The sequence below is a fragment of the Corynebacterium sp. LaCa_282 genome, from assembly GCF_057198125.1.
Genome location: NZ_CP191095.1, coordinates 89503 through 107567 on the forward strand (window position 1 = coordinate 89503; position 18065 = coordinate 107567).

Consider the following 18065-nt stretch of genomic DNA (forward strand, 5'->3'; position numbering starts at 1 on the left):
ATCGCCGCCGAGAATCCGGCGGCGGCCGCGTCGGCGAACGAACAGACCGCGCTTCAACCTACCCCCAATAACGCGAAGCGTCATCAACGCCCCGCGTTACACGTTTAATTTGAACTCGACCACGTTTCAGTACAGGGTAACCTCCTAATCGATAGGTAGCGCTTCCGCCGCAGTCGCCCCGGCAGCTGCGGGGGCAGGAGCGTAAACCGTCTTCAAGCTCTACCCGTGACTGCCAGCTCGTGGGCCCATTTGAGACTCGCGTGTAATGGACGTTCCTGAAGTATCTATGTAAACCTTTGTACTCTAGAGCTATGTTTCGAATGCCGTTTCGGCGCGGTGGACGACGGACCACCGAGGGCCATCCGCACGACGCGACCACGCTCGCCAGCTCACCCGAACCTAACCCAGATCACGCATGGAAGACACTCGCATTGGTGAACGAGTGGATTCGCCACTCAGATGCGAAGGCCAGCGTGACACTTGCCTTCACCGGGGTGATGGCAACAATGACATACAACCTCGCAAAGGACGTTACTTCCCGGACTGTATTGTTCGACACTCTCGTTGGGTTGACCTGCTTGTTGCTTTTTATTACCGGCGCTTGGTGCGGATGGACACTGACACCGAGAGTCAAGGACAAGGATGCAGATCGAGACGCGATCAACAGACTGTTTTTTGGAAGCATCGATCGAAATTTCAGGGGCAAGAGGCATGAGTACAGCGAGGTGCTCCATGTACTGACCTCTAACCCTGTTGAGCTGACGAAAGATCTCGCTGACCAGATACATGTCAATGCTCGGATTGCCACGGTAAAAGCATCCGCCGCAAAGTGGGCCATCCGGTACGCTCTCGCTGCAGGAGCCGCTATCGCAGTCCTGTCCCTCGTTGTCGGTATCACGAACAGTTAGGACGCAAATGGACGGCAACTATAGACCGTATGACTGGAAGGCCAGCTCGGCACGGATCCAAGCGATCCTGGACCAGCCGGCAGGAGCGTATGAGGAGGTAGACGGACTCCCTGACCGAGACAACCTCACGTTCTCTAACGGCTTCTACGGCATGTGCTCGGCGATCTTCATTGACATCCGAGATTCGTCCGGCCTGACATCGAAGCACAAGAGACCCGTTCTTGCGAAGATCTACCGGTCGTTTATCTCGGAAATGGTCGCAGTCCTAAACTCCAACTCTAATGTGCGCGAGGTCAATATCGTCGGCGACTGCGTGTGGGCCTCCTACAAGACGACGCAGGTCAACCACATCGACGATGTGTTCGCTACAGCAGCGCAGGCCAATACCCTCCTAGACCTCCTCAACCACCACTACGAGAAAGCAGGGATCACCCAGCTCAGCATCGGCATAGGCGTTGAGTACGGGCGGGTCCTCATGATCAAGGCGGGTTATAGCGGCAGCACGATCAACGACGTCGTATACATGGGCGACGTCGTCAACAGGGCAGCCCATCTAGCGCACCTAGCGGGGCGCGGTTGGGGATCGAGCCCGGTTGTCGTCGGAGGCGTCTTCTACTCGAACCTGAACGATCACAACCAAGGCCTACTCCGGCCGCAGGGGATGCCCGGCATCGGAACCGTGTACCAGGGAAATCCCATCATCCCGCAGATGGACGAGTGGATCAGCTCCCTCAGTTGACATCTCCCGTCAGACAGACCACCAGAACGTCGACCCATAGATCCGATAGCCCATGTCGGAGGTCCCCAGGTCAGTCCACATGTTCTGCTTCGGGTTACCCCCTAGCTTCGAGGTCTCATTCAGCCTGTTGTAGACGTCGGCGGTGATGTAGGTCGGGTAGCGAGGATCGAGCGCAGCCAGCTTCGCCGCATTGTTTGCTGCGTTCCCAACCCACACCAAGTCATTGCTGCCTCGGATGCCTGTTCGGGCGACGAAAAGCTTCGAGGTATCGATGCCGACCCGCTGCTTGAGCACGAAGGTGCTCTTCGGGTACTTCTCAGCGATTTTCGCTGCCACGATATTCTTCGACGCCCAGTTGATCTGGAGCCCACACTTCGCGGCAGCGGTGTTCTTCGAGTCCCCGATGAACACACCCATGACACGGTCCCCATCGTAGGCCGTGATGATACCACCCCGCGCTCGAATGATCTTAGCTGCACAATAGAGATAGCTCTTGTAGACCTCCGCAGCGAACCAGTCCTTGTACCCCTTGACCATCTTCGTCGACGACGCAAGATCCGCGTAGAGGACAGTTGCGTCGAGCTCGACAGCAAGGTTCTTCAGCGGAAGGTCATCGGCGTCGGGCACCTTCTGGCCTGCGCGACGTTCCCACTGTTCGTCGACGGTCTTCTGGACGTACTCCTCCAGGTCATCTTTCAGACTCATGCCGAGGCTCCTCCCCACGATCGCTCTAACCGTTTGCTCATTCAGCTTACCCATTGCGCGGTGTCAAGGGGTTGCTGCAATAGGTCTGCTCGCGACCTTTCACATACACCAGAGGTTATATGACGAAACAGAACTCCACGGAGGGGCGAAAGAAGACAAGATCGCTCCCCGTTACGAAGAGCTAGCACCGCAGAAGTTGCGCTCAAGTCTGATTCGGACTCATTCTCACAGTCAGTCGCGGGGCGAAAACCAACTCAGCGCGGTCCCGACTGCAACTAAAACTGGTCCTGCCGAAACTAAATACCATCTTCTAACCGCTGGCGAAGCACGACTTCCTCTTCATCGCTGAGCCCAGTGAGTCTTTCCCCCTGATGTTCTTCTTCGAATCGCAGCGCATCCGCCAATGTTTCTTTCAACGGGCGAATCCGCAGGCCAGCTTCGTAGGCTGCGGCGCAATCGAGTAGCGCGATGTTGCGAAACTGTTCACCTGGTACCCACAACGGCAACGATTTTGGGCCCATCCACGGGGTTACATCATTAGCGAGAAGCAGTTCATCAGAGCAAGGTCGTTCCGTAGCCTCCGATGCGGTTAACTCACGCGAAATCTTGAACACATCGGACAAGGAAGTAGCAAACCCCGTAGCGTTAAAGGTTCCGAAAGTCCCAACTTCTGCAGACTCAACTATCCAGCCTGCAAGGTCTTTCACATCAATCATAGCGACGGGAAACGCCAGGTCTGGGACGATCACGTTCTCACCCGTGGGATGCGCGAAGCGCCACGGATAGTAACCACTGCGCCCTGTTTCGTCGCCGTAGCCGGCGATCAGACCGGGTCGAACTACCATTACCGACCGATTTGTGCTGCGATAAATAGTTTCGCAAGCAGACTTTGCGGCTGGGTACTGCCCCATGTTCTCCATGTAGTCAATTTCAAGCGGAGCGACTACGGAATCAGACTCAGAAGAAAATACTTCCCTGATTCTCATATACTGAAGTGTCCCAGGTTTTGTTCCGTTTGAGTAGATGGGAAAATCTGGAACGTGCCGAGAAAATTTGACCAGGATGCAAAGGATCGTGTGGTCCGTCTCGTGGAAGATCGCATCGTGGCGGAAAATATGTCGATGCACCCCGCGTGCCAGGCAGTAGCTCCAAAGCTGGGGGTTTCATGGCACACGGCTCGTCAATGGACTTAAGCCTGCCCGTCGTGCCGGGAGCATCCCAGAACCTGTGTGTGAAGATTTGGCTGCCGAAAACGCGAGGCTACGTCGTGAAAATCAAGAGCTACGCGATACTAATGAGCTGCTGAAGGCCGCGTCGGCTTTTTCGCCTCATGACTCGACCCGAAACGTTAAGAAATGATCCGGTTCATCGATGAAAACCGGAATCGTTTCTCTGCCCGAGTTCATCTGCAAGACGTTGAAAAATAACCGGGCTGGTGGGTTTATCACCTCGCGTGGGTATCGCCAGTCCAAGGCTCGCGGGTTAAGTGCTCGTCGCCTTCGTGATACTGTTCTGGTTGAACGCATTAGTGCTGTTCATCGGGATAATTACGGTGTCTACGGTGTGCGGAAAATGTGGCATGCGCTTCGCCGTGACGGAATCGATATCGGTCGTGAACACGCTACCCGGCTGATGCGCCTGGCTGGCGTTTCTGGCAAAGGCAAAGGCGGATCACCAATCACAACCCGTACACCTCAACGTGCCGGATCTGCGCCCGGATTTGGTCGAGCGTGAGTTCAAAGCCCAAGGCCTTAAACAAGCTGTGGGTGGCCGACATTACCTACGTGCGCACGAAGAAAGGCTTTGTGTACACCGCGTTTGTCACTGACGTTTACTCCCGGCGGATCGTCGGATGGGCATTATCGGACTCGATGCGCACCGAGGTATTACCGCTGCAAGCACTCAACCAAGCGACCCAAGTGTGCGAGGGAAACAACAGGTCTTATTCACCATTCGGATCACGGCTTATAGTACGTCAGCGTTGTCTACAACCAGCGACTTGCCCAGCACGGGATTGTCGCTTCTACTGGGACTGTCGGTGACTCCTACGACAATGCTCTAGCTGAAAACGTAACGGCTCTTACAAGAACGAGCTCATCCATACTCGCAGGTGGAATGACGTTGTCGAGGTAGAAATCGCGACATTCGAGTGGGTGTCATGGTGGAACGAGGTAAGGCTCCACCAAAGCCTGGGTTATAGAACCCCAGCCGAGGTGGAAACCGAATTGTGGAAGAAAAACCCGCAACAGGGAATAATAGAAATCAAGGCAAATGCCTAGGAACAAAACTCGGGACACTTCACTACTATTATTTACAGACTGAAACCTCTATCTGGTACAAGGATCTAGTTCATGACCATTTCCTCACTTCTTACCCTGATGGGGATTTGGCTCGCGGCTTTGGTGTCTCCGGGCCCGGATATCGTGCAGGTCATCCGCGTGGCCCCACGATCCACGCGCGCCGGGCTATTGTGCGCGGTGGGGGTATTTAGCGGGACGGTCTTTTGGATTGTCGCCTCCCTGGCCGGTTTATCGGCGCTGATTACGGCGCGGCCGGGCGTGCTGAGCATCTTGCAATTGCTCGGTGGGCTTTTCTTGTTGTACATGGGCGTATCGTCCCTGCGCAGCGGGTTAGCCGCGCGGCGCGCACCCGCGCGCGAGGTGGACACGGAAGACTACGCGGAGCAGGCGCGGGCGGCTGGCGATGCCGACGTCGAAGACATGACCAACTGGCGGGCCTTCAAGCTGGGGCTGGTGACTAACCTGTCGAACCCCAAGGCATTGGTATTTTTCGGGGCGGTATTCGCCCAATTCATCCGCCCGGAAATGTCTGTGGGGTGGACCATCGCCGTGGCGTTGATTCTTGCTGCCATGTCCTTCGTGTGGTTTTCTTCCTTCGCGCTGCTCGTGCGCGCGGCCGCGCGGTGGACGGCGCGGTATTCCGCCGGCATCGATATGGTCTCAGGCCTCGTCTTTGGGCTGCTTGGTGTGGTGATGGCCGGGGAAGGCGCCACCGCGCTGCTGAAGTCACAGTAGTTACCTGTTTCGCTGCAGGTGAGACACTTCCTACAGTTGTTTGCGTTAGTAAAAATGCATATGAATGTGGAGGTGTTAGGTGGCTATAGGTGCCCTTGTGACCCTGATGGGCGTATGGTTCGCGGCCATGGCTTCGCCGGGGCCGGATGTAGTGCAGATTATCCGCCTGGGTGCGCGGTCCACCCGCGCGGCGGTGTGGGTGGCCATTGGCAGCACGACGGGCCTTGCCCTGTGGACCATCGCTTCGCTCGCCGGGCTTTCGGCATTGATCTCTACGCATGAGGGCATCTTGGTGCTCCTGCAGGTCTTGGGCGGCAGCTATCTGCTGTGGATGGCCTATAGCGCGATTTCCTCCGGCCTGCGCGAGCGGCGCGCACCCGCCACCGTCGTAGGCACGGAGAAGCAGGCACCGCAGCCGCGCGGGTTTACCCCGGACGGCATCATCAAGGCGAAGACCGCCTACCGCATGGGGTTGGTCTGCGATCTTTCCAATCCCAAGGTGGTCATCTTCTTTGGCGCCATCTTTGCCAATTTCATCGACCCAGGCATGGGCGTGGGCGGAAACGTCGTCGTCGCCGCGGTGCTGATACTGGAAAGCTTGGTGCTCTTCGTCGGCGTCGGTTTGAGCACGCGCGCGGTATCGAAGTGGATGGCCAAGAACTCGGCGTGGGTGGACATCGTCAGTGGCATCGTCTTTCTGCTCCTCGGCGTGATTATCCTCTTTGAAGGCATTCGCGGGCTCATTGCGATGTAACCTGAAGTTATGATTTTTACTACCACGAATACCGTCGACGGCTATGAAATCACCAAATACCTGCGCATCATCGCTGGTGAGACCGTTACCGGGATCAATATGCTGAAAGACTTCGGGGCATCGATACGCAATATCACCGGCGGCCGCGCCTCTGGCTATGAAAGCGAGGCCATCAAGGCCCGCGAGGCGGCGCTGGATGAATTGTGGCGCCGCGGCCAGGAATTGGGCGCCGATGGCGTGGTGGGCATTGCCTTCGACTATTCCCCAATGGGCACCAATAATGACATGCTTTTGGTCACTGCCACGGGCACGGCGGTCTCGCTGCGCGCGCGTGACTAAGTTTCTCCACCCCCACCCATAGCCGCGCGGGAACGGCCTCTGGGTAAGCTGGGCGGCATGCTTGAGGTTGCAATTTCTGGCGAGTCCATCAAATTGGGCCAGTTTATTAAACTGGCCAGCTTGGTCGGCACCGGTGGTGAAGCCAAGGAACTTATCGCAGAAGGCGCGGTCACGGTCAACGGTGACACCGAAACCCGCCGCGGCGCCACGCTGCAGATTGGCGATGAGGTGTGCATCGAAGGCACCTGCGCGCGCGTGGGTGAGCCCGACGATGATGATGACTATTTTGATGAAGCCACCGCAGACGATGACTTTGATCCGGAAAAGTGGAGGAATCTATAAATGCCCGCATTTGAAGCCGAAGTAGGCATGCCCTACTGGATCGATCTGACCACCTCGGATCCGCGCAAGTCCGCCCACTTTTATGAGCAGGTCTTGGGCTGGGAAATCTCGGCCGAGTCCCAGGAGGACAACCCCTACCAGATGGCGCGCCTGCAGGGCCTGCCCATCGCCGGCCTCATCCCGCAGCCGGACGAGGCGCCTATGCCGGATACCTGGGTGACCTATTTCCTCTCCAAGGACATCGACGGCGATTGCCAGCGCACGGAGAACCTCGGCGGGCGCATCTTGGCCGCGCCCCAGCCCGTAGAACTGGGCCACATGGCCTTGCTTGCCGATGCCGCCGGTGGCATGTTCGGCCTCATCCAGCCCTCCGGCCCGGAGCACTTCGTTGCCGGTGGCGAACCCGGCACCCCGGTATGGCACGAGCTGACCGCCACAACGCGATTCCAGCAGGCCATGGACTTTTATGGCGAGCTATTTAACTGGGAGATTCGCGCCATGGAGTCCGAGGACGAGAATTTCATTTACGCCACCGCGGAAGAAGACGGTGCCCCGTTCGCGGGCCTGTGGAATGCCGAAGGCCAGTTCCCGCCCCAGGTGCCGAGCTTCTGGCAGACCTACCTAGGGGTGCGCAATATCGATACCGCCGCCGAGAAAGCGGTAGAGCTCGGCGGTGAAATCATCCGCGAACCGTGGGATTCCCCCTTTGGCCGCATGTGCTTGCTCGCGGATTCCACCGGGGCGACCATCACCCTGACCGAGGTCGAAGACGCTCCCGAGGATGAGCCCACCGAATCCGATGACGTGCTCAACCCCACCAGGGACTAAACGCGGGGAGAGAGGCGTTTATGTCAGACTCCTCTGATTTAGCACAGCGCGTGCTAGCCATCGTGGCCATTATCCCACCCGGCAATGTGTCCTCCTACGGTGAGGTAGCAAAACTCGCCGGGTGCGGGGCCCGCAATGTCGGCACCGTCATGAATAGGCACGGTGGTAACGCCGCCTGGTGGCGCGTGGTCCGCGCCAATGGTGCCTGCCACGATCCCGTTCGCGCGGAAGAATACTGGGACCGCGAGGGCATCGAGCACTCCCACGGGCGCGTCGCCATGCATAAGCACGGCATGGATGCGCGGGACCTAAACGAATTATTGGGCGATGATGCTATGCGCGATGAATGATTTCTCCACCACGCATAGTTGCATTAATCGGAATAGTAGATAGTTCTTCAGTCGGGGTTTCAAGCGGGTTTTGCTGCAAGAAGGCGATATCTGCAAGGAATCCTTCTTCAATTTTTCCTTTGTGTCCACTCCAACCGGTAGCACGTGCGGAGCCAATCGTATAGGCATCGATAGCTTGCCGTACGCTTATGCGCTCAGCAGGGGAATACGCACTATTGGAAGAGGTTAATCTTTCTACAAAAGATTGGATAACCTTTAACGGGGCGCCTTCAGCTACAGGCCGGTCAGAGCTTCCAGGTAATACGGCGCCGGCATCAAGTAACCTCTTAGCTGGATAAGAGTCCTTAACTCGGTCGGGACCCAAGAGCTCTGCCATGCTATCGCCGAATGCCTTAATAAAATGTGGCTGCGGGGCTAATGCGATATCGAGTTCTGCAATGCGTTGTACCTGCGCATCAGTGGTAACGCCACCATGTTCAATGCGGTGGGGGATAGCAGGGCGACCGTAAGCCGCGGTTGCTTTGTCAATGGTGTCGATGGCAAGGTCTACCGCGGCATCGCCGAGTGCGTGCATGGCTAAAGACCACCCAGAAGCGGCGGCCCGCAGCGCGCTGGCTTGCATGGCTTCTGGGTCGTGCTGGAAATAGCCGGAATTTCCCGCGCACTGGCAATAGTCATGGCTCATAGCCGCAGTCGTTCCGAGGATGGAACCATCTGTGAAAATTTTCGTAGGTCCAATTTGTAGGCGGTTGTCCCCCAATCCTGTGCGCATTCCGGTATCAAGGGTTAGAGCTTCTGGATCATCGGCGTGATGGGGAAGGTCGTGCAAGGCGTCTAGTGTGATCATTGTCTGCACACGATGCCGTAGACGATTATTGTCTCGCGCGTTTTGATAAGCCTGCAGCTCCAGCGGTGAATGCCCAATCCATCCGCCGGCAATTCCTGCATCGGTGACAGAGGTAAGGCCTTCTGCGGCATAGACCTTGGATGCTGCGGCTAACGCCTTTTCCAAGTGAGGAAGGGCCTTAGGCTCGAGGAGCTCATTAATTGGGCGCATAGCATTTTCATCTAGTACTCCAGTAGCCTTTCCGCTTTCATCCACATTGATGGTTCCCCCTTCGATCTTTTGCTCAGGGTGGGTGCCAATGCCGGCGCGTTCTAAGGCCTCAGAATTAACCGTTATTGCGTGGCCCGAATTGTGTTTTATAAGAAGGGGTCGCCCCTTGGTAATGGAATCGAGGGTATTGATATCGAGGGGGCCGTCATCCAATAGATGTGGGTTAAAGCCGGAGGCGATGATCCACTCACCCGTAGCCTCATCTAGTGATCCCTTTAGAGTGTCATAGACCGTAGAGCATTTACGCGCATCAGCAAGGCTAATCTCTAAAAGGGTTTCGCCGAACCATACCGAGTGTGCATGTACATCGTTGAAGCCAGGTAGCGCATAGCTTCCTTCGGCATCGAATTCTGTGTGAGCTGAGGAAGCGAAAGGGGCCTCTCCCGCTGGGGCAATATTGGCGATTTGTTCCCCGAAAACGGCGATATCGTATAGCCTGTTCGTCTCCGTTAAGGGCAGATGAACATTGCGGATAATAGTGCTGAACTGCATCGTAACTCCCTATAGTTGCTTGGGTCACACCCTAACAGGTGGGAAATCTTCAGGGGGAGGGATTGCCGGTAAAGCTCGTTGAATTGTGCATTTATCCAATATGAAGATGATTATATTGTAAAAAATTAGGTTTGTTATAAGTTTATTTGCGCTGGATCACAGTCTGTATAAAGTGTTGGCCAAGCAAATGAACGGAGAAAAAGTTGTCCGAACCACACAAAACGGCCCTTTCTGGGGCGCACCAGAACGAGGAAAATATAAGTGAGGAAGTCGTAAGCCAAGATATGGGACGGATTGCCTTATCGGCATTCGTCGGTACTGCCTTGGAATGGTATGACTTCTTCTTATTCGGTACAGCTTCGGCTCTGATTTTCAATCATCTATTTTTGCATCAGGAGACCCGGCTACCGCAGCATTGGCATCCTTTGCCACTTTTGGTGTGGGATTTTTAGCTCGTCCCCTAGGGGGCGTTCTGTTTGGTCAAATGGGCGACAAATGGGGACGCCGTCCTGCATTGATCCTTTCCATTGTGGTTATTGGTACTGCAACTGGTCTGGTAGGTGTCCTCCCAGATTACTTTGCCATAGGTATCGCTGCGCCTATCCTGCTGACATTGTTGCGGCTTCTACAAGGTATTGCGGTTGGTGGTGAATGGGGTGGCGCCACCACGCTCGCTATCGAACATGCACCGGAAGAAAAGCGCGCTCGATATGCATCGCTCGTACAGGTCGGTTCGCCTGCAGGTACATTGCTATCCTCCGGCGCTTTTGCCTTGGTCTTTATGCTGGACGATGGCCAAGTAGATTCGTGGGGCTGGCGAATTCCATTCCTTGCAGCTTTCCCTTTGCTCGGGGTAGCGCTATGGATTCGTATGCAGGTTGAAGAATCTCCCGTATTTCGGGCCTTGGAAAATGAAGCAGAAAGCGCGCCAAAGGGTTCGCTCAAGGAGCTGTTTACTGAATGTGCTCCTCAGCTTTTGTGGTCGACACTCGCAGCGCTTTTGGGCATTGGTGGATTCTTCGTGATGAATACATACGTGCTGAGTTATGGTTCTTCGGCGCTTGGACTAGAGCGGCAGTCATTGGTCAATGCGACTGTCTTGGCTGCTGTATTCCAGATACTCATCTTGTTCTTTTTGGGTCGCCTTGCAGAGAGAATCGGCAGTAGCCGTGTGATTGTCTTTGGTGGCATTTTAACCGCTATTGCGGCATGGCCCTTGTGGCTAATGATCGACACTGGGAATATGGCATTGGTGACGATGGCCATCGTTTTGGGGATTTGCTTTGCCACCATTCCTTATTCCGTTATTGGTGTGTTATTGGGACAAATGTTCCCGGCCAATCTTCGCTATTCCGGCATGGCCATTAGCTACAACGTATCAGGCGCAATCTCGGGGCTTTTGCCACTCATTGCTACATGGTTGAACTCCTTTTATGAAGAACAATCCATAGTTCCAGCCATTATCATCCTCATCGTTATTTCTCTTGCGACTGCCCTCGGTGGGTTCATGGGTGGCCGCCACCAGCGAAGCGATGATGTGCAGGTCCGGGAGAGTTAGTCGCTGACTACCAAGAGCAGGAGCTCAGCGCGAACAACGGGATCTGTGAGGTCTACTCCGCAGAGTGCTTGAATTTTCCTGATTCGAGAGCGCACGGTATGGCGGTGGACTGCGAGGTGCTCCGAGGTGGCAGCGATCTGAGAACCAGCGAGCAAGAATGCTTCAAGAGTGGGGAGCAATTGTGTCCCGTGCTCGGTATCGTAATCAGTCAAAACATCTATGGTGGTGCTGCGGCGATTTTCTAGTGCCTCGCGGACGTACGGGTTATGTAGCCAATCTGGTGCGGGTGATGAGTAGACGCCGCTCGTCCCGCGGTCAAGGCTATGTGCATGTTTATTCATCTGCGCTATTAGCTCGGGATTGACTTCGCGCCAGGGTATTCGCGGAAGGATTGAAACACGCACTGTTGGAAGATTGGGTGCGGAAAGTACTTTTTCCTGCGATACATCGTCTGCGGGGGCGGTGACGATTAGAGCAGCCGAGTTATCTACGGGCAGGTGGAAGTAATTGGTTCCGCCTTGTGCGGTCGTATGTTTTAGTGAAGCTAGGACTCGCCGTAACTGTGCTGGGGTGTCAGCGCACACTAAGTAAGCGGTGACGTTATCGGACGTGGAGAGTGTTGAAAATGCAGCCTCTAGGAGCATTGGCACTGAGGATTCCAATTGCACAGCTAGGGCTAGCTGTCCCAAAAGGTCCTGTGCAGTGGACCACGGGGGCTGCAGAAGCAAGCCAGCTAGCCCGACTACATGTCGGATTAGCGCGCGGTCAAAAGAGCCTATTTTTTCGGTGGCGCAGACTGTGAGCCCGTAACGATGCTGGGAATTGCTCTGAAAGTAGGTAGTTACCGTGGATAGGTTCCCTGAATTTTTAGAGTTCACAGAATGTGCCGTTGACGGTGAGTCCGAGACAGAGAAACTGGAATCATTCGTTGTTTTCAACGCATCGAGTCCTTGATACGTAGCACTTGCAATCTCAATGCCCTGGGCATCGGTGAGGGTGACTGCGGCGTGTAGCTCTTTTCCGGCATGAGTTATGAGCGAATTAATGCCTTGGGTCGCAGCACGATTTAATCGCTCTTGTTGGCGCTCAAATACGCGTCGTTGTTCTTGGTCTTGGCGGGTGAACTCCGCATTCACAGCGTTGATTATGGATATAAACGGAATGGCACGGGGAACCTCAAATAGCGTAAGGCCATAGTCGATGCATGCGCGTTCTAGCTCGGGAGGCACCTTAGAAAAAACCAAGCCGGTTCCGAATCCAATGCCGTGTACACCGGCCGAGGCCAGCGTGCGCGCGTAGGTAGAGAAATCCGCCGGGGAATGTTCAAAGGCGAGGCCCAAGGTAAGAACGACTGCTCCTTCTTTGGTGAATTCGGTGGGATTTTTAAGTTCGTTGGCTTGGACCGTGGTGAAAGACTGGTGGGGACAATGAAGCGGGCGCAGTTGTAGTTTGCTTTGATGAAAAAGCCAGGTAAAAGTACTGGTGCTCATAAAAGTCTCGTTTGCTGTCGGAGTGGCTATACGGTCTGTATATCACAGTGGGAAATTTTCACCATAGTGTACGTAGAGGAGAAGCTATGTAGGCGGTCACAATATATTTAGACAGGTTGAAAATCACTGTGTGGAAAGGACACGATATGCGAGAGCTTGAATACCGTTTGGAGCAAACCCGCAAAGTAGTAGGCCAGCTCCCTGGGCCGAAGAGTGCTGAATGGGATGCCCGCCGTAAGGCGGCGCTGCCGGCTGGGCTCAATCCAGGTTTGCCTGGCTACGTGGTGGATGCCGATGGCGGAATCCTTGTAGACGCAGATGGAAACCGATTCATCGACTTGGCTTCCGGCATTGCAGTGACCTCTGCGGGCGCCTCTAATCCGGCGGTTGTACAGGCAGTACAGGAGGCGGTCGGGCATTTCACTCATACGTCTTTTCCCATCTCACCGTATTCTTCTTATATCGAAGTTGCGGAAAAGCTCAACTCGGTGACGCCCGGTGATCACGAAAAGCGCACCATCCTATTTAATTCTGGAGCGGAGGCTGTAGAAAACGCGGTCAAGATTGCCCGCAATTACAGTGGTAAAACCAGCGTGGCCGTGATGGACCGCGCGTTCCACGGCCGCACCAATCTCACTATGGCGATGACCGCCAAGCAAAGCCCTTATAAGTCAGGATTTGGGCCATTTGCGCCGGATGTCTTCCGCGCACCGATGTCTTATCCGGTTCGCGATGGGCTTAGCGGAGAAGAAGCCGCAAAGCGCACTATTACCACTTTGGAACAAGAGATCGGTGCCTCTAATTTGGCTTGTGTGGTCATCGAGCCGATCCAGGGTGAAGGCGGCTTCGTTGTTCCTGCGGAAGGTTATCTTCCCGCCATTGTTCAGTGGTGCAAGAACAATGACGTCATCTTTATCGCGGATGAAATCCAGGCTGGCATGATGCGCACTGGTACTTGGTTTGCTAGTGAACATGAAGGCATTGTCCCCGATATGATCACTACTGCGAAGGGCATTGCCTCTGGTATGCCCCTTTCTGCTGTAACTGGGCGTGCCGAAATTATGGATGCTCCGCAACCAGGCGGGCTTGGCGGCACCTATACCGGTAACCCGGTGGCCTGTGCAGCTGCTTTGGCCACATTTAAAGAATTCGAAGAAAAAGACTTCGGTGCCCGTGCTAGCCGCTTGGAAGACATTGCGCGAGAGGAACTGGCGGAGCTTATCAAGGATGAGCGTGTTGCCGACTTCCGCGGTCGTGGCGCGATGCTGGCACTGGAGTTTGTCACAGCGGACGGTGAGCCAGACTCTGAGTTGGTGCATAAGATTGCCGCCGCTGCGAAGGAGGAAGGAATTCTGATATTGACCTGTGGTCTTGACCACAACGTCATTCGCTTCCTGCCTTCGCTGGCTATTCCAGAGCACTTGTGGCGCGAGGGCTTGCAGGCGGTCGTGGACAAATTCCACGAATTTAAGTAAAGCCGGTTTGGCCTTTGTGCCACCCAGCCTAGTCGCCGGTTTCCCCTTCCCAAGACTGGATACCGGCGCGCTCCCAAGCGTTGAGGAAGGCTGTTGTCTCTTCCTCGGTGGTGATGGAAACGCGCACGCCCTCATCGAGGTAACGGCGGATAATGATGCCTTCCTCCGAAATCTTTCGCTCTACTTCTTTAGCATCACCTCGTGGTAGCCAGACGAAATTGGCGCGTGATTCGGGAACACCGAGGGCCTGTGCCACGCGGGTGCGCTGACGTTTGGTTTCGTCCACGCGTGCATCCAGCTCATCTTGGGCATGAAGTGCGGCGATGGCTCCAAGCTCGCCAATGTAGCTGACAGTGAGTGGCAAGGCGAGGAGATTGAGGGCATCGACAAGCTCGGGTGATGCCATGCCATAGCCCACGCGCGCGCCTGCAAGACCAAAGGCTTTGGAGAAAGTCCGAGCACCAATGAGATTTGGGTAGTTCTGAATCTCCTTGGCCGCATTTGGGCTATCCGGATCATCGTTGTATTCCCAGTAGGCTTCATCTAGGAGGACCACGATGTCCTTCGGTACCCGAGCCATGAAGTTTTCGAATTCTTCCTGGCTAATGGTGGTGCCGGTGGGGTTATTAGGATTGCACAGGATGATGAGGCGCGTCCTATCGGTGATTGCATCGATCACTGCATCGAGGCCCAGCCGGTCATCATGTGTAAGCGGAGTCATTATAGGTTCGGCGCCAGCCATGCGCACATACAGCGGATAGGCTTCAAAAGAGCGCCATGGAAAGATGACTTCGTCGCCGGTATGGCAGGTAGCCATCACCGCCTGCTGCACAATGGCAGATGCTCCTGGGGCTACCGCGATGTTTTCTTCTGGTAGGCCCAGATAAGTCGATAATTCCGCTCGCAGCTCTGGTGAGCCATTGATTTGGTACCGATTCGCCACAGAAGCCGCCTGCGTCATAGCCCCCAGAACGGATGGAAGGGGTGGATTTGGAATTTCATTTGCAGAAAGCTTGAGCTTATTTGGCTCAGTTTTACCGGGCTTGTAGTCGGGGAATTTGTGCAAATCATCGCGTAGCATCGTAGTGCTTCTCCTTAAAATTGAATGTCAGCAGTGGAGAGATCGACGTTGAAATATAATGACAATCTTTTGAATTGACAAGGACGGAGAGGGAAGGGGGCCTTTAAATCAGGTTCCAGACCGTTACGGCCATAATGACAAGGCCCATTCCAAAGACGAAGTAATTCCAGATATCATCCTTGAACTGGGAATAGTCATCAAACTTCTTAAACATGTAGACAGGCAGTAGGTAGACCAAGAAGGCAACGAAGATGCCACCGACCACGGAGATCATGTCCACGATGGAAGGGTTATAGACGGACACCAAGGTGGTAGCCGTAAAGACAATGATGTAAATGATGTTGAGCAAGGTGCGGCGGGACACCTTATTTGCTAACCGCGGTACAGCGATGCGCAGCAAATATTCTGTGCCTTCCTCAGAGCCCAGCATGTGTCCAAAGTAGGAAGAAATGATTGCGCACATGGTGATAACTGGTGCCATGTAGGCCATGAATTGTGAGCCCGTTATGTTCGCAAAATAGGACAACACGGGGATGTTTTGCTCGGTCGCTTCCTTCATGCCGTCTGCACCCAGAGCTAGTACACAGGACCAGACGAAGAACATGGTGAATACGACCAGCAGAGCAGCGGTGTAGACCTCCGTGCGGGAGACATGTTTTTCCGTCTTATCGCCGTAGGCGGGCTGCATATCTACGGAGAATTGTGAAAGCGCTGCCATGTGGGAAAAGGAAAAGACCAGCACCGGCAGAATAAGTAGAATCCCTTTCAGGATGCTCAAGCCACCGTCTTCATACTCAAAGTGGATAAAGCTTTGGATATCCCACTTTGGAATCAAATAGAACGAGGTGGCAGCAAGGGTGATGATGAGCGGGTAGACCAGTATTTGCGCTAGCCACAGCATGGGCTTGCGGCCAATGGCAAAAAGGCCAGTCATGATGCCAACGCAGACGATAGATAGTACCCACCGGTTAATGCTGGGGCCGCCGAGTTGGTTGACGATAAAGCTGTCGACCACGTTGGTGATGCTGATGCCATAAATAAGCACCGTTGGGACGATGGCCAGCCAATACAAGATGGCGATGAAAAGTCCACCATTGCGACCTAAGTAATGGCGTACAAGCTCTAGGACATCTTTGCCGTGCTGTTCTCTTGGGGCACCGCTGACGATCCGAGCATAAGTCCGGTGAGAAAAGTAAACCAGAGGGAAGATGAAAACTGTGGCAAATACCAGCGGCCAAAAGCCAAACGAACCGGCGTTAAGCGGCAAGAAAAGAATGCCGGCACCAACGGCGGTGCCAAACAAGGTGATTACCCAGGAAAGAGTGGAACCAGTCGTTTCGGCCTTTTGCGTTTGCTGCGAATTATCATCCGGCGAGGAAGGATTATCAGTGTTTTCTGTGTTCGCCGGATCGTGAATTGGGGTACTCATAATGGTCCTCAGTTATTAATTGGGGCGGATGGAATGAAAAGCCAGTCTTTTGACTGCCACGGTCCGCGATTTAAGCGTTAAGTGCGCCTTGGCATAGCTCAGTCAGGGTGGCTGTCATCATGCGCACGCCGTCTTCCATGTCTTCATCTTTCGTAAACTCTGCCTCATTATGAGAGATGCCGTCTACGCTGGGGATAAAGAGCATGACGGTGGGGCAAGTATCTTTCATATTGGTCGAGTCGTGCCCCGCTACGGTTTGGACTTGTTCGTGCTTGAGGCCAAGCTCAGTGGCAACCGCATCGGCCAGGTGGACGCCTTCTGGTTGGTAGGGCGATAGCTTCCACTCATGCGTGGGGGTGAGTTCAATTTTTACCTTGGCTTCTGATTCGGCTTTGCTAACGATGTCGCGTACTGCCGTGTAGCCCTCATTGAGTGTGTCCCAGTCTGGGGAACGCAGGTCCAGGTTCATCTGAACTTCGCGGGCGATGGTGACTGGGGAATTGGGTAGGACTTTCATGGTCGAAACGGAGGCCTGCAGCGGGTGTCCTTCGCGGGCTTCGGCATAGCGGCGTAGTTCCGAAATCACAATGGAAGCACCAAAGAGTGCGTCTTGACGATCCGCCAGAAGGGTGGATCCAGTGTGCCCCTGTTCGCCGCGAACAGTGACTTGGAATTTTTTGGCGCCCCACGTCTCAGCCACGAGCCCGATGGTGGCACCGGAGTTATCCATGCCGCGTCCCTGCTCGACATGGATTTCCGCATACGATGCGGCCTTGGGTGGGGTAAAGCTGCCGATGAACCCGTGGCGTTTCAGTTCAGAGCGGGCAGTGGTCCCATCCAGCGCAGTTGATTCATAGGCGCTGGTGAGATCCATCTTTCCGGTATAAACCGAGCTACCCATCATGGAAGGTGTAAAGCGCGAGCCTTCTTCGTTGAACCAATTGACCACCGCGAGATTATGGGTGGGGGTGAGCTCGCCAGCCTCCACTCGGCGCTTGACTTCAAGCGCTGCGTGGGCGGAAGCCAGGACTCCGTAAGAGCCGTCGAAGCGCCCTGCTAGAGGTTGGGAATCCATGTGGGACCCAGTGAGTATGAAGTCGGCACCGTCTATGAAATTGAGCAATCCGTATTGGTTGCCAATCTCATCGTATTCGACGCGGAAATCGTGGCTTTCTAGCCAAGTGTGGAACCAGCGGCGTACGGCAGCATCCTCGTCGGTGGCTGCCTGGCGGTCGATTCCGCCGCCTGAGGTGGCACCGAAAGAAGACATGGTATGAAAATCTTCGATAAATTCCGGTGTGTCTTGTGTCGATGTAGCAGACATAAAAGGCTCTCCTCAGCTCTTTGTAGTGTGCATCACAAAGAAATACATTAGCGAGCAATATTACGTTTTATTAGTGAATTTGAGAAAATGATGGGTTAT

At 54.7% G+C, this 18065-nt stretch carries 19 protein-coding genes and 2 pseudogenes; 14 read left to right on the top strand and 7 right to left on the bottom strand.

All coding sequences use genetic code 11. The features are described 5' to 3' along the window. The first annotated feature begins 320 nt into the window (after positions 1-320). Positions 321-908 carry a Pycsar system effector family protein gene (locus tag ACP8KU_RS00430; protein WP_474898658.1) on the top strand — a complete coding sequence of 196 codons (588 nt, stop codon included), beginning with the start codon at positions 321-323 and terminating at the stop codon, positions 906-908. Positions 909-1059: 151 nt separating this feature from the next. Beyond that, entirely contained in the window at positions 1060-1647 is a 588-nt protein-coding gene (locus tag ACP8KU_RS00435) for an adenylate/guanylate cyclase domain-containing protein (RefSeq protein WP_237792314.1), read from the top strand. Positions 1648-1656: 9 nt separating this feature from the next. On the opposite strand, the gene ACP8KU_RS00440 is transcribed toward ACP8KU_RS00435, so the two are convergent. After that, on the bottom strand, positions 1657-2352 hold the full coding sequence (locus tag ACP8KU_RS00440) for an adenylate/guanylate cyclase domain-containing protein (RefSeq protein ID WP_035108229.1): 696 nt from the start codon (positions 2350-2352) through the stop codon (positions 1657-1659). Between the two features lie 296 nt (positions 2353-2648). Further along, the gene (locus tag ACP8KU_RS00445) at positions 2649-3338 is read right to left on the bottom strand and encodes a Rossmann-fold NAD(P)-binding domain-containing protein (RefSeq protein ID WP_237792276.1); all 690 of its coding nucleotides are present in this window, start codon (positions 3336-3338) and stop codon (positions 2649-2651) included. 8 nt (positions 3339-3346) lie between these two features. On the opposite strand from ACP8KU_RS00445, the pseudogene ACP8KU_RS00450 reads away from it, so the two are divergent. The 10 genes and pseudogenes from ACP8KU_RS00450 to ACP8KU_RS00495 all read left to right on the top strand — a co-directional run bounded on the left by ACP8KU_RS00450 (position 3347) and on the right by ACP8KU_RS00495 (position 8000). Beyond that, positions 3347-3545: pseudogene (locus tag ACP8KU_RS00450) on the top strand (hypothetical protein). 178 nt (positions 3546-3723) lie between these two features. After that, the gene (locus ACP8KU_RS00455) at positions 3724-4086 is read left to right on the top strand and encodes an IS3 family transposase (RefSeq protein ID WP_284643532.1); all 363 of its coding nucleotides are present in this window, start codon (positions 3724-3726) and stop codon (positions 4084-4086) included. Between the two features lie 71 nt (positions 4087-4157). Then, the gene (locus ACP8KU_RS00460) at positions 4158-4394 is read left to right on the top strand and encodes a hypothetical protein (RefSeq protein ID WP_484484172.1); all 237 of its coding nucleotides are present in this window, start codon (positions 4158-4160) and stop codon (positions 4392-4394) included. Between the two features lie 42 nt (positions 4395-4436). After that, positions 4437-4631: pseudogene (locus tag ACP8KU_RS00465) on the top strand (integrase core domain-containing protein); the annotation flags it as partial. Positions 4632-4703: 72 nt separating this feature from the next. Beyond that, positions 4704-5387 (top strand): LysE family translocator, encoded by a 684-nt coding sequence (locus ACP8KU_RS00470; RefSeq protein WP_237800044.1) that lies wholly within the window; start codon positions 4704-4706, stop codon positions 5385-5387. A 106-nt stretch (positions 5388-5493) separates the two neighbouring features. Beyond that, positions 5494-6141, top strand: a complete 648-nt coding sequence (locus tag ACP8KU_RS00475) for a LysE family translocator (RefSeq protein WP_232218889.1) — start codon at positions 5494-5496, stop codon at positions 6139-6141. Between the two features lie 9 nt (positions 6142-6150). Beyond that, entirely contained in the window at positions 6151-6480 is a 330-nt protein-coding gene (locus ACP8KU_RS00480; RefSeq protein ID WP_005276253.1) for a YbjQ family protein, read from the top strand. A 57-nt stretch (positions 6481-6537) separates the two neighbouring features. After that, positions 6538-6822: an RNA-binding S4 domain-containing protein gene (locus tag ACP8KU_RS00485; protein ID WP_023016489.1), complete on the top strand. Its 285-nt coding sequence runs from the start codon at positions 6538-6540 to the stop codon at positions 6820-6822. Beyond that, a complete protein-coding gene (locus ACP8KU_RS00490; protein WP_284643534.1) occupies positions 6823-7650 on the top strand; it encodes a VOC family protein in 828 nt (275 codons plus the stop codon). Positions 7651-7670: 20 nt separating this feature from the next. Then, positions 7671-8000, top strand: coding sequence for an MGMT family protein (locus ACP8KU_RS00495; protein ID WP_284643536.1), 330 nt, complete (start codon positions 7671-7673; stop codon positions 7998-8000). Here ACP8KU_RS00495 and ACP8KU_RS00500 read toward each other — a convergent pair. Next, entirely contained in the window at positions 7984-9609 is a 1626-nt protein-coding gene (locus ACP8KU_RS00500; protein ID WP_023016492.1) for an amidohydrolase, read from the bottom strand. The genes ACP8KU_RS00495 and ACP8KU_RS00500 overlap by 17 nt on opposite strands. Before the next feature lie 439 nt (positions 9610-10048). Between ACP8KU_RS00500 and ACP8KU_RS00505 the strand changes: the two genes are divergently transcribed. Then, entirely contained in the window at positions 10049-11167 is a 1119-nt protein-coding gene (locus ACP8KU_RS00505; protein WP_484483809.1) for an MFS transporter, read from the top strand. Here the strand turns inward: ACP8KU_RS00505 and ACP8KU_RS00510 are convergent. Then, the gene (locus ACP8KU_RS00510; RefSeq protein ID WP_484483810.1) at positions 11164-12657 is read right to left on the bottom strand and encodes a PucR family transcriptional regulator ligand-binding domain-containing protein; all 1494 of its coding nucleotides are present in this window, start codon (positions 12655-12657) and stop codon (positions 11164-11166) included. The two genes, ACP8KU_RS00505 and ACP8KU_RS00510, sit on opposite strands and share 4 nt — an antisense overlap. Before the next feature lie 146 nt (positions 12658-12803). On the opposite strand from ACP8KU_RS00510, the gene gabT reads away from it, so the two are divergent. Further along, positions 12804-14132, top strand: coding sequence for a 4-aminobutyrate--2-oxoglutarate transaminase (gabT, locus tag ACP8KU_RS00515; protein ID WP_284644403.1), 1329 nt, complete (start codon positions 12804-12806; stop codon positions 14130-14132). 28 nt (positions 14133-14160) lie between these two features. Here gabT and ACP8KU_RS00520 read toward each other — a convergent pair whose 3' ends face one another. The 3 genes from ACP8KU_RS00520 to ACP8KU_RS00530 form a co-directional block, all read right to left on the bottom strand. Beyond that, on the bottom strand, positions 14161-15213 hold the full coding sequence (locus ACP8KU_RS00520; RefSeq protein WP_284644401.1) for a histidinol-phosphate transaminase: 1053 nt from the start codon (positions 15211-15213) through the stop codon (positions 14161-14163). Positions 15214-15316: 103 nt separating this feature from the next. After that, entirely contained in the window at positions 15317-16642 is a 1326-nt protein-coding gene (locus ACP8KU_RS00525; protein ID WP_284636569.1) for an SLC5/6 family protein, read from the bottom strand. Between the two features lie 70 nt (positions 16643-16712). Next, entirely contained in the window at positions 16713-17966 is a 1254-nt protein-coding gene (locus tag ACP8KU_RS00530; RefSeq protein WP_284644399.1) for a M20 family metallo-hydrolase, read from the bottom strand. Positions 17967-18065: the final 99 nt, after the last annotated feature.

What these genes read in the sequence shown, in the direction of transcription:
- ACP8KU_RS00480 (WP_005276253.1), top strand. Translation starts at nt 6,151, where the DNA reads ATGATTTTTACTACCACGAATACCGTCGACGGCTATGAAATCACCAAA.
- ACP8KU_RS00430 (WP_474898658.1), top strand. Translation starts at nt 321, where the DNA reads ATGCCGTTTCGGCGCGGTGGACGACGGACCACCGAGGGCCATCCGCAC.
- ACP8KU_RS00470 (WP_237800044.1), top strand. Translation starts at nt 4,704, where the DNA reads ATGACCATTTCCTCACTTCTTACCCTGATGGGGATTTGGCTCGCGGCT.
- ACP8KU_RS00495 (WP_284643536.1), top strand. Translation starts at nt 7,671, where the DNA reads ATGTCAGACTCCTCTGATTTAGCACAGCGCGTGCTAGCCATCGTGGCC.
- ACP8KU_RS00520 (WP_284644401.1), bottom strand. Translation starts at nt 15,213, where the DNA reads ATGCTACGCGATGATTTGCACAAATTCCCCGACTACAAGCCCGGTAAA.
- ACP8KU_RS00455 (WP_284643532.1), top strand. Translation starts at nt 3,724, where the DNA reads ATGAAAACCGGAATCGTTTCTCTGCCCGAGTTCATCTGCAAGACGTTG.
- ACP8KU_RS00485 (WP_023016489.1), top strand. Translation starts at nt 6,538, where the DNA reads ATGCTTGAGGTTGCAATTTCTGGCGAGTCCATCAAATTGGGCCAGTTT.
- ACP8KU_RS00435 (WP_237792314.1), top strand. Translation starts at nt 1,060, where the DNA reads ATGTGCTCGGCGATCTTCATTGACATCCGAGATTCGTCCGGCCTGACA.
- ACP8KU_RS00490 (WP_284643534.1), top strand. Translation starts at nt 6,823, where the DNA reads ATGCCCGCATTTGAAGCCGAAGTAGGCATGCCCTACTGGATCGATCTG.
- ACP8KU_RS00475 (WP_232218889.1), top strand. Translation starts at nt 5,494, where the DNA reads ATGGGCGTATGGTTCGCGGCCATGGCTTCGCCGGGGCCGGATGTAGTG.
- ACP8KU_RS00445 (WP_237792276.1), bottom strand. Translation starts at nt 3,338, where the DNA reads ATGAGAATCAGGGAAGTATTTTCTTCTGAGTCTGATTCCGTAGTCGCT.
- ACP8KU_RS00510 (WP_484483810.1), bottom strand. Translation starts at nt 12,657, where the DNA reads ATGAGCACCAGTACTTTTACCTGGCTTTTTCATCAAAGCAAACTACAA.
- gabT (WP_284644403.1), top strand. Translation starts at nt 12,804, where the DNA reads ATGCGAGAGCTTGAATACCGTTTGGAGCAAACCCGCAAAGTAGTAGGC.
- ACP8KU_RS00500 (WP_023016492.1), bottom strand. Translation starts at nt 9,609, where the DNA reads ATGCAGTTCAGCACTATTATCCGCAATGTTCATCTGCCCTTAACGGAG.
- ACP8KU_RS00525 (WP_284636569.1), bottom strand. Translation starts at nt 16,642, where the DNA reads ATGAGTACCCCAATTCACGATCCGGCGAACACAGAAAACACTGATAAT.
- ACP8KU_RS00440 (WP_035108229.1), bottom strand. Translation starts at nt 2,352, where the DNA reads ATGAGTCTGAAAGATGACCTGGAGGAGTACGTCCAGAAGACCGTCGAC.
- ACP8KU_RS00530 (WP_284644399.1), bottom strand. Translation starts at nt 17,966, where the DNA reads ATGTCTGCTACATCGACACAAGACACACCGGAATTTATCGAAGATTTT.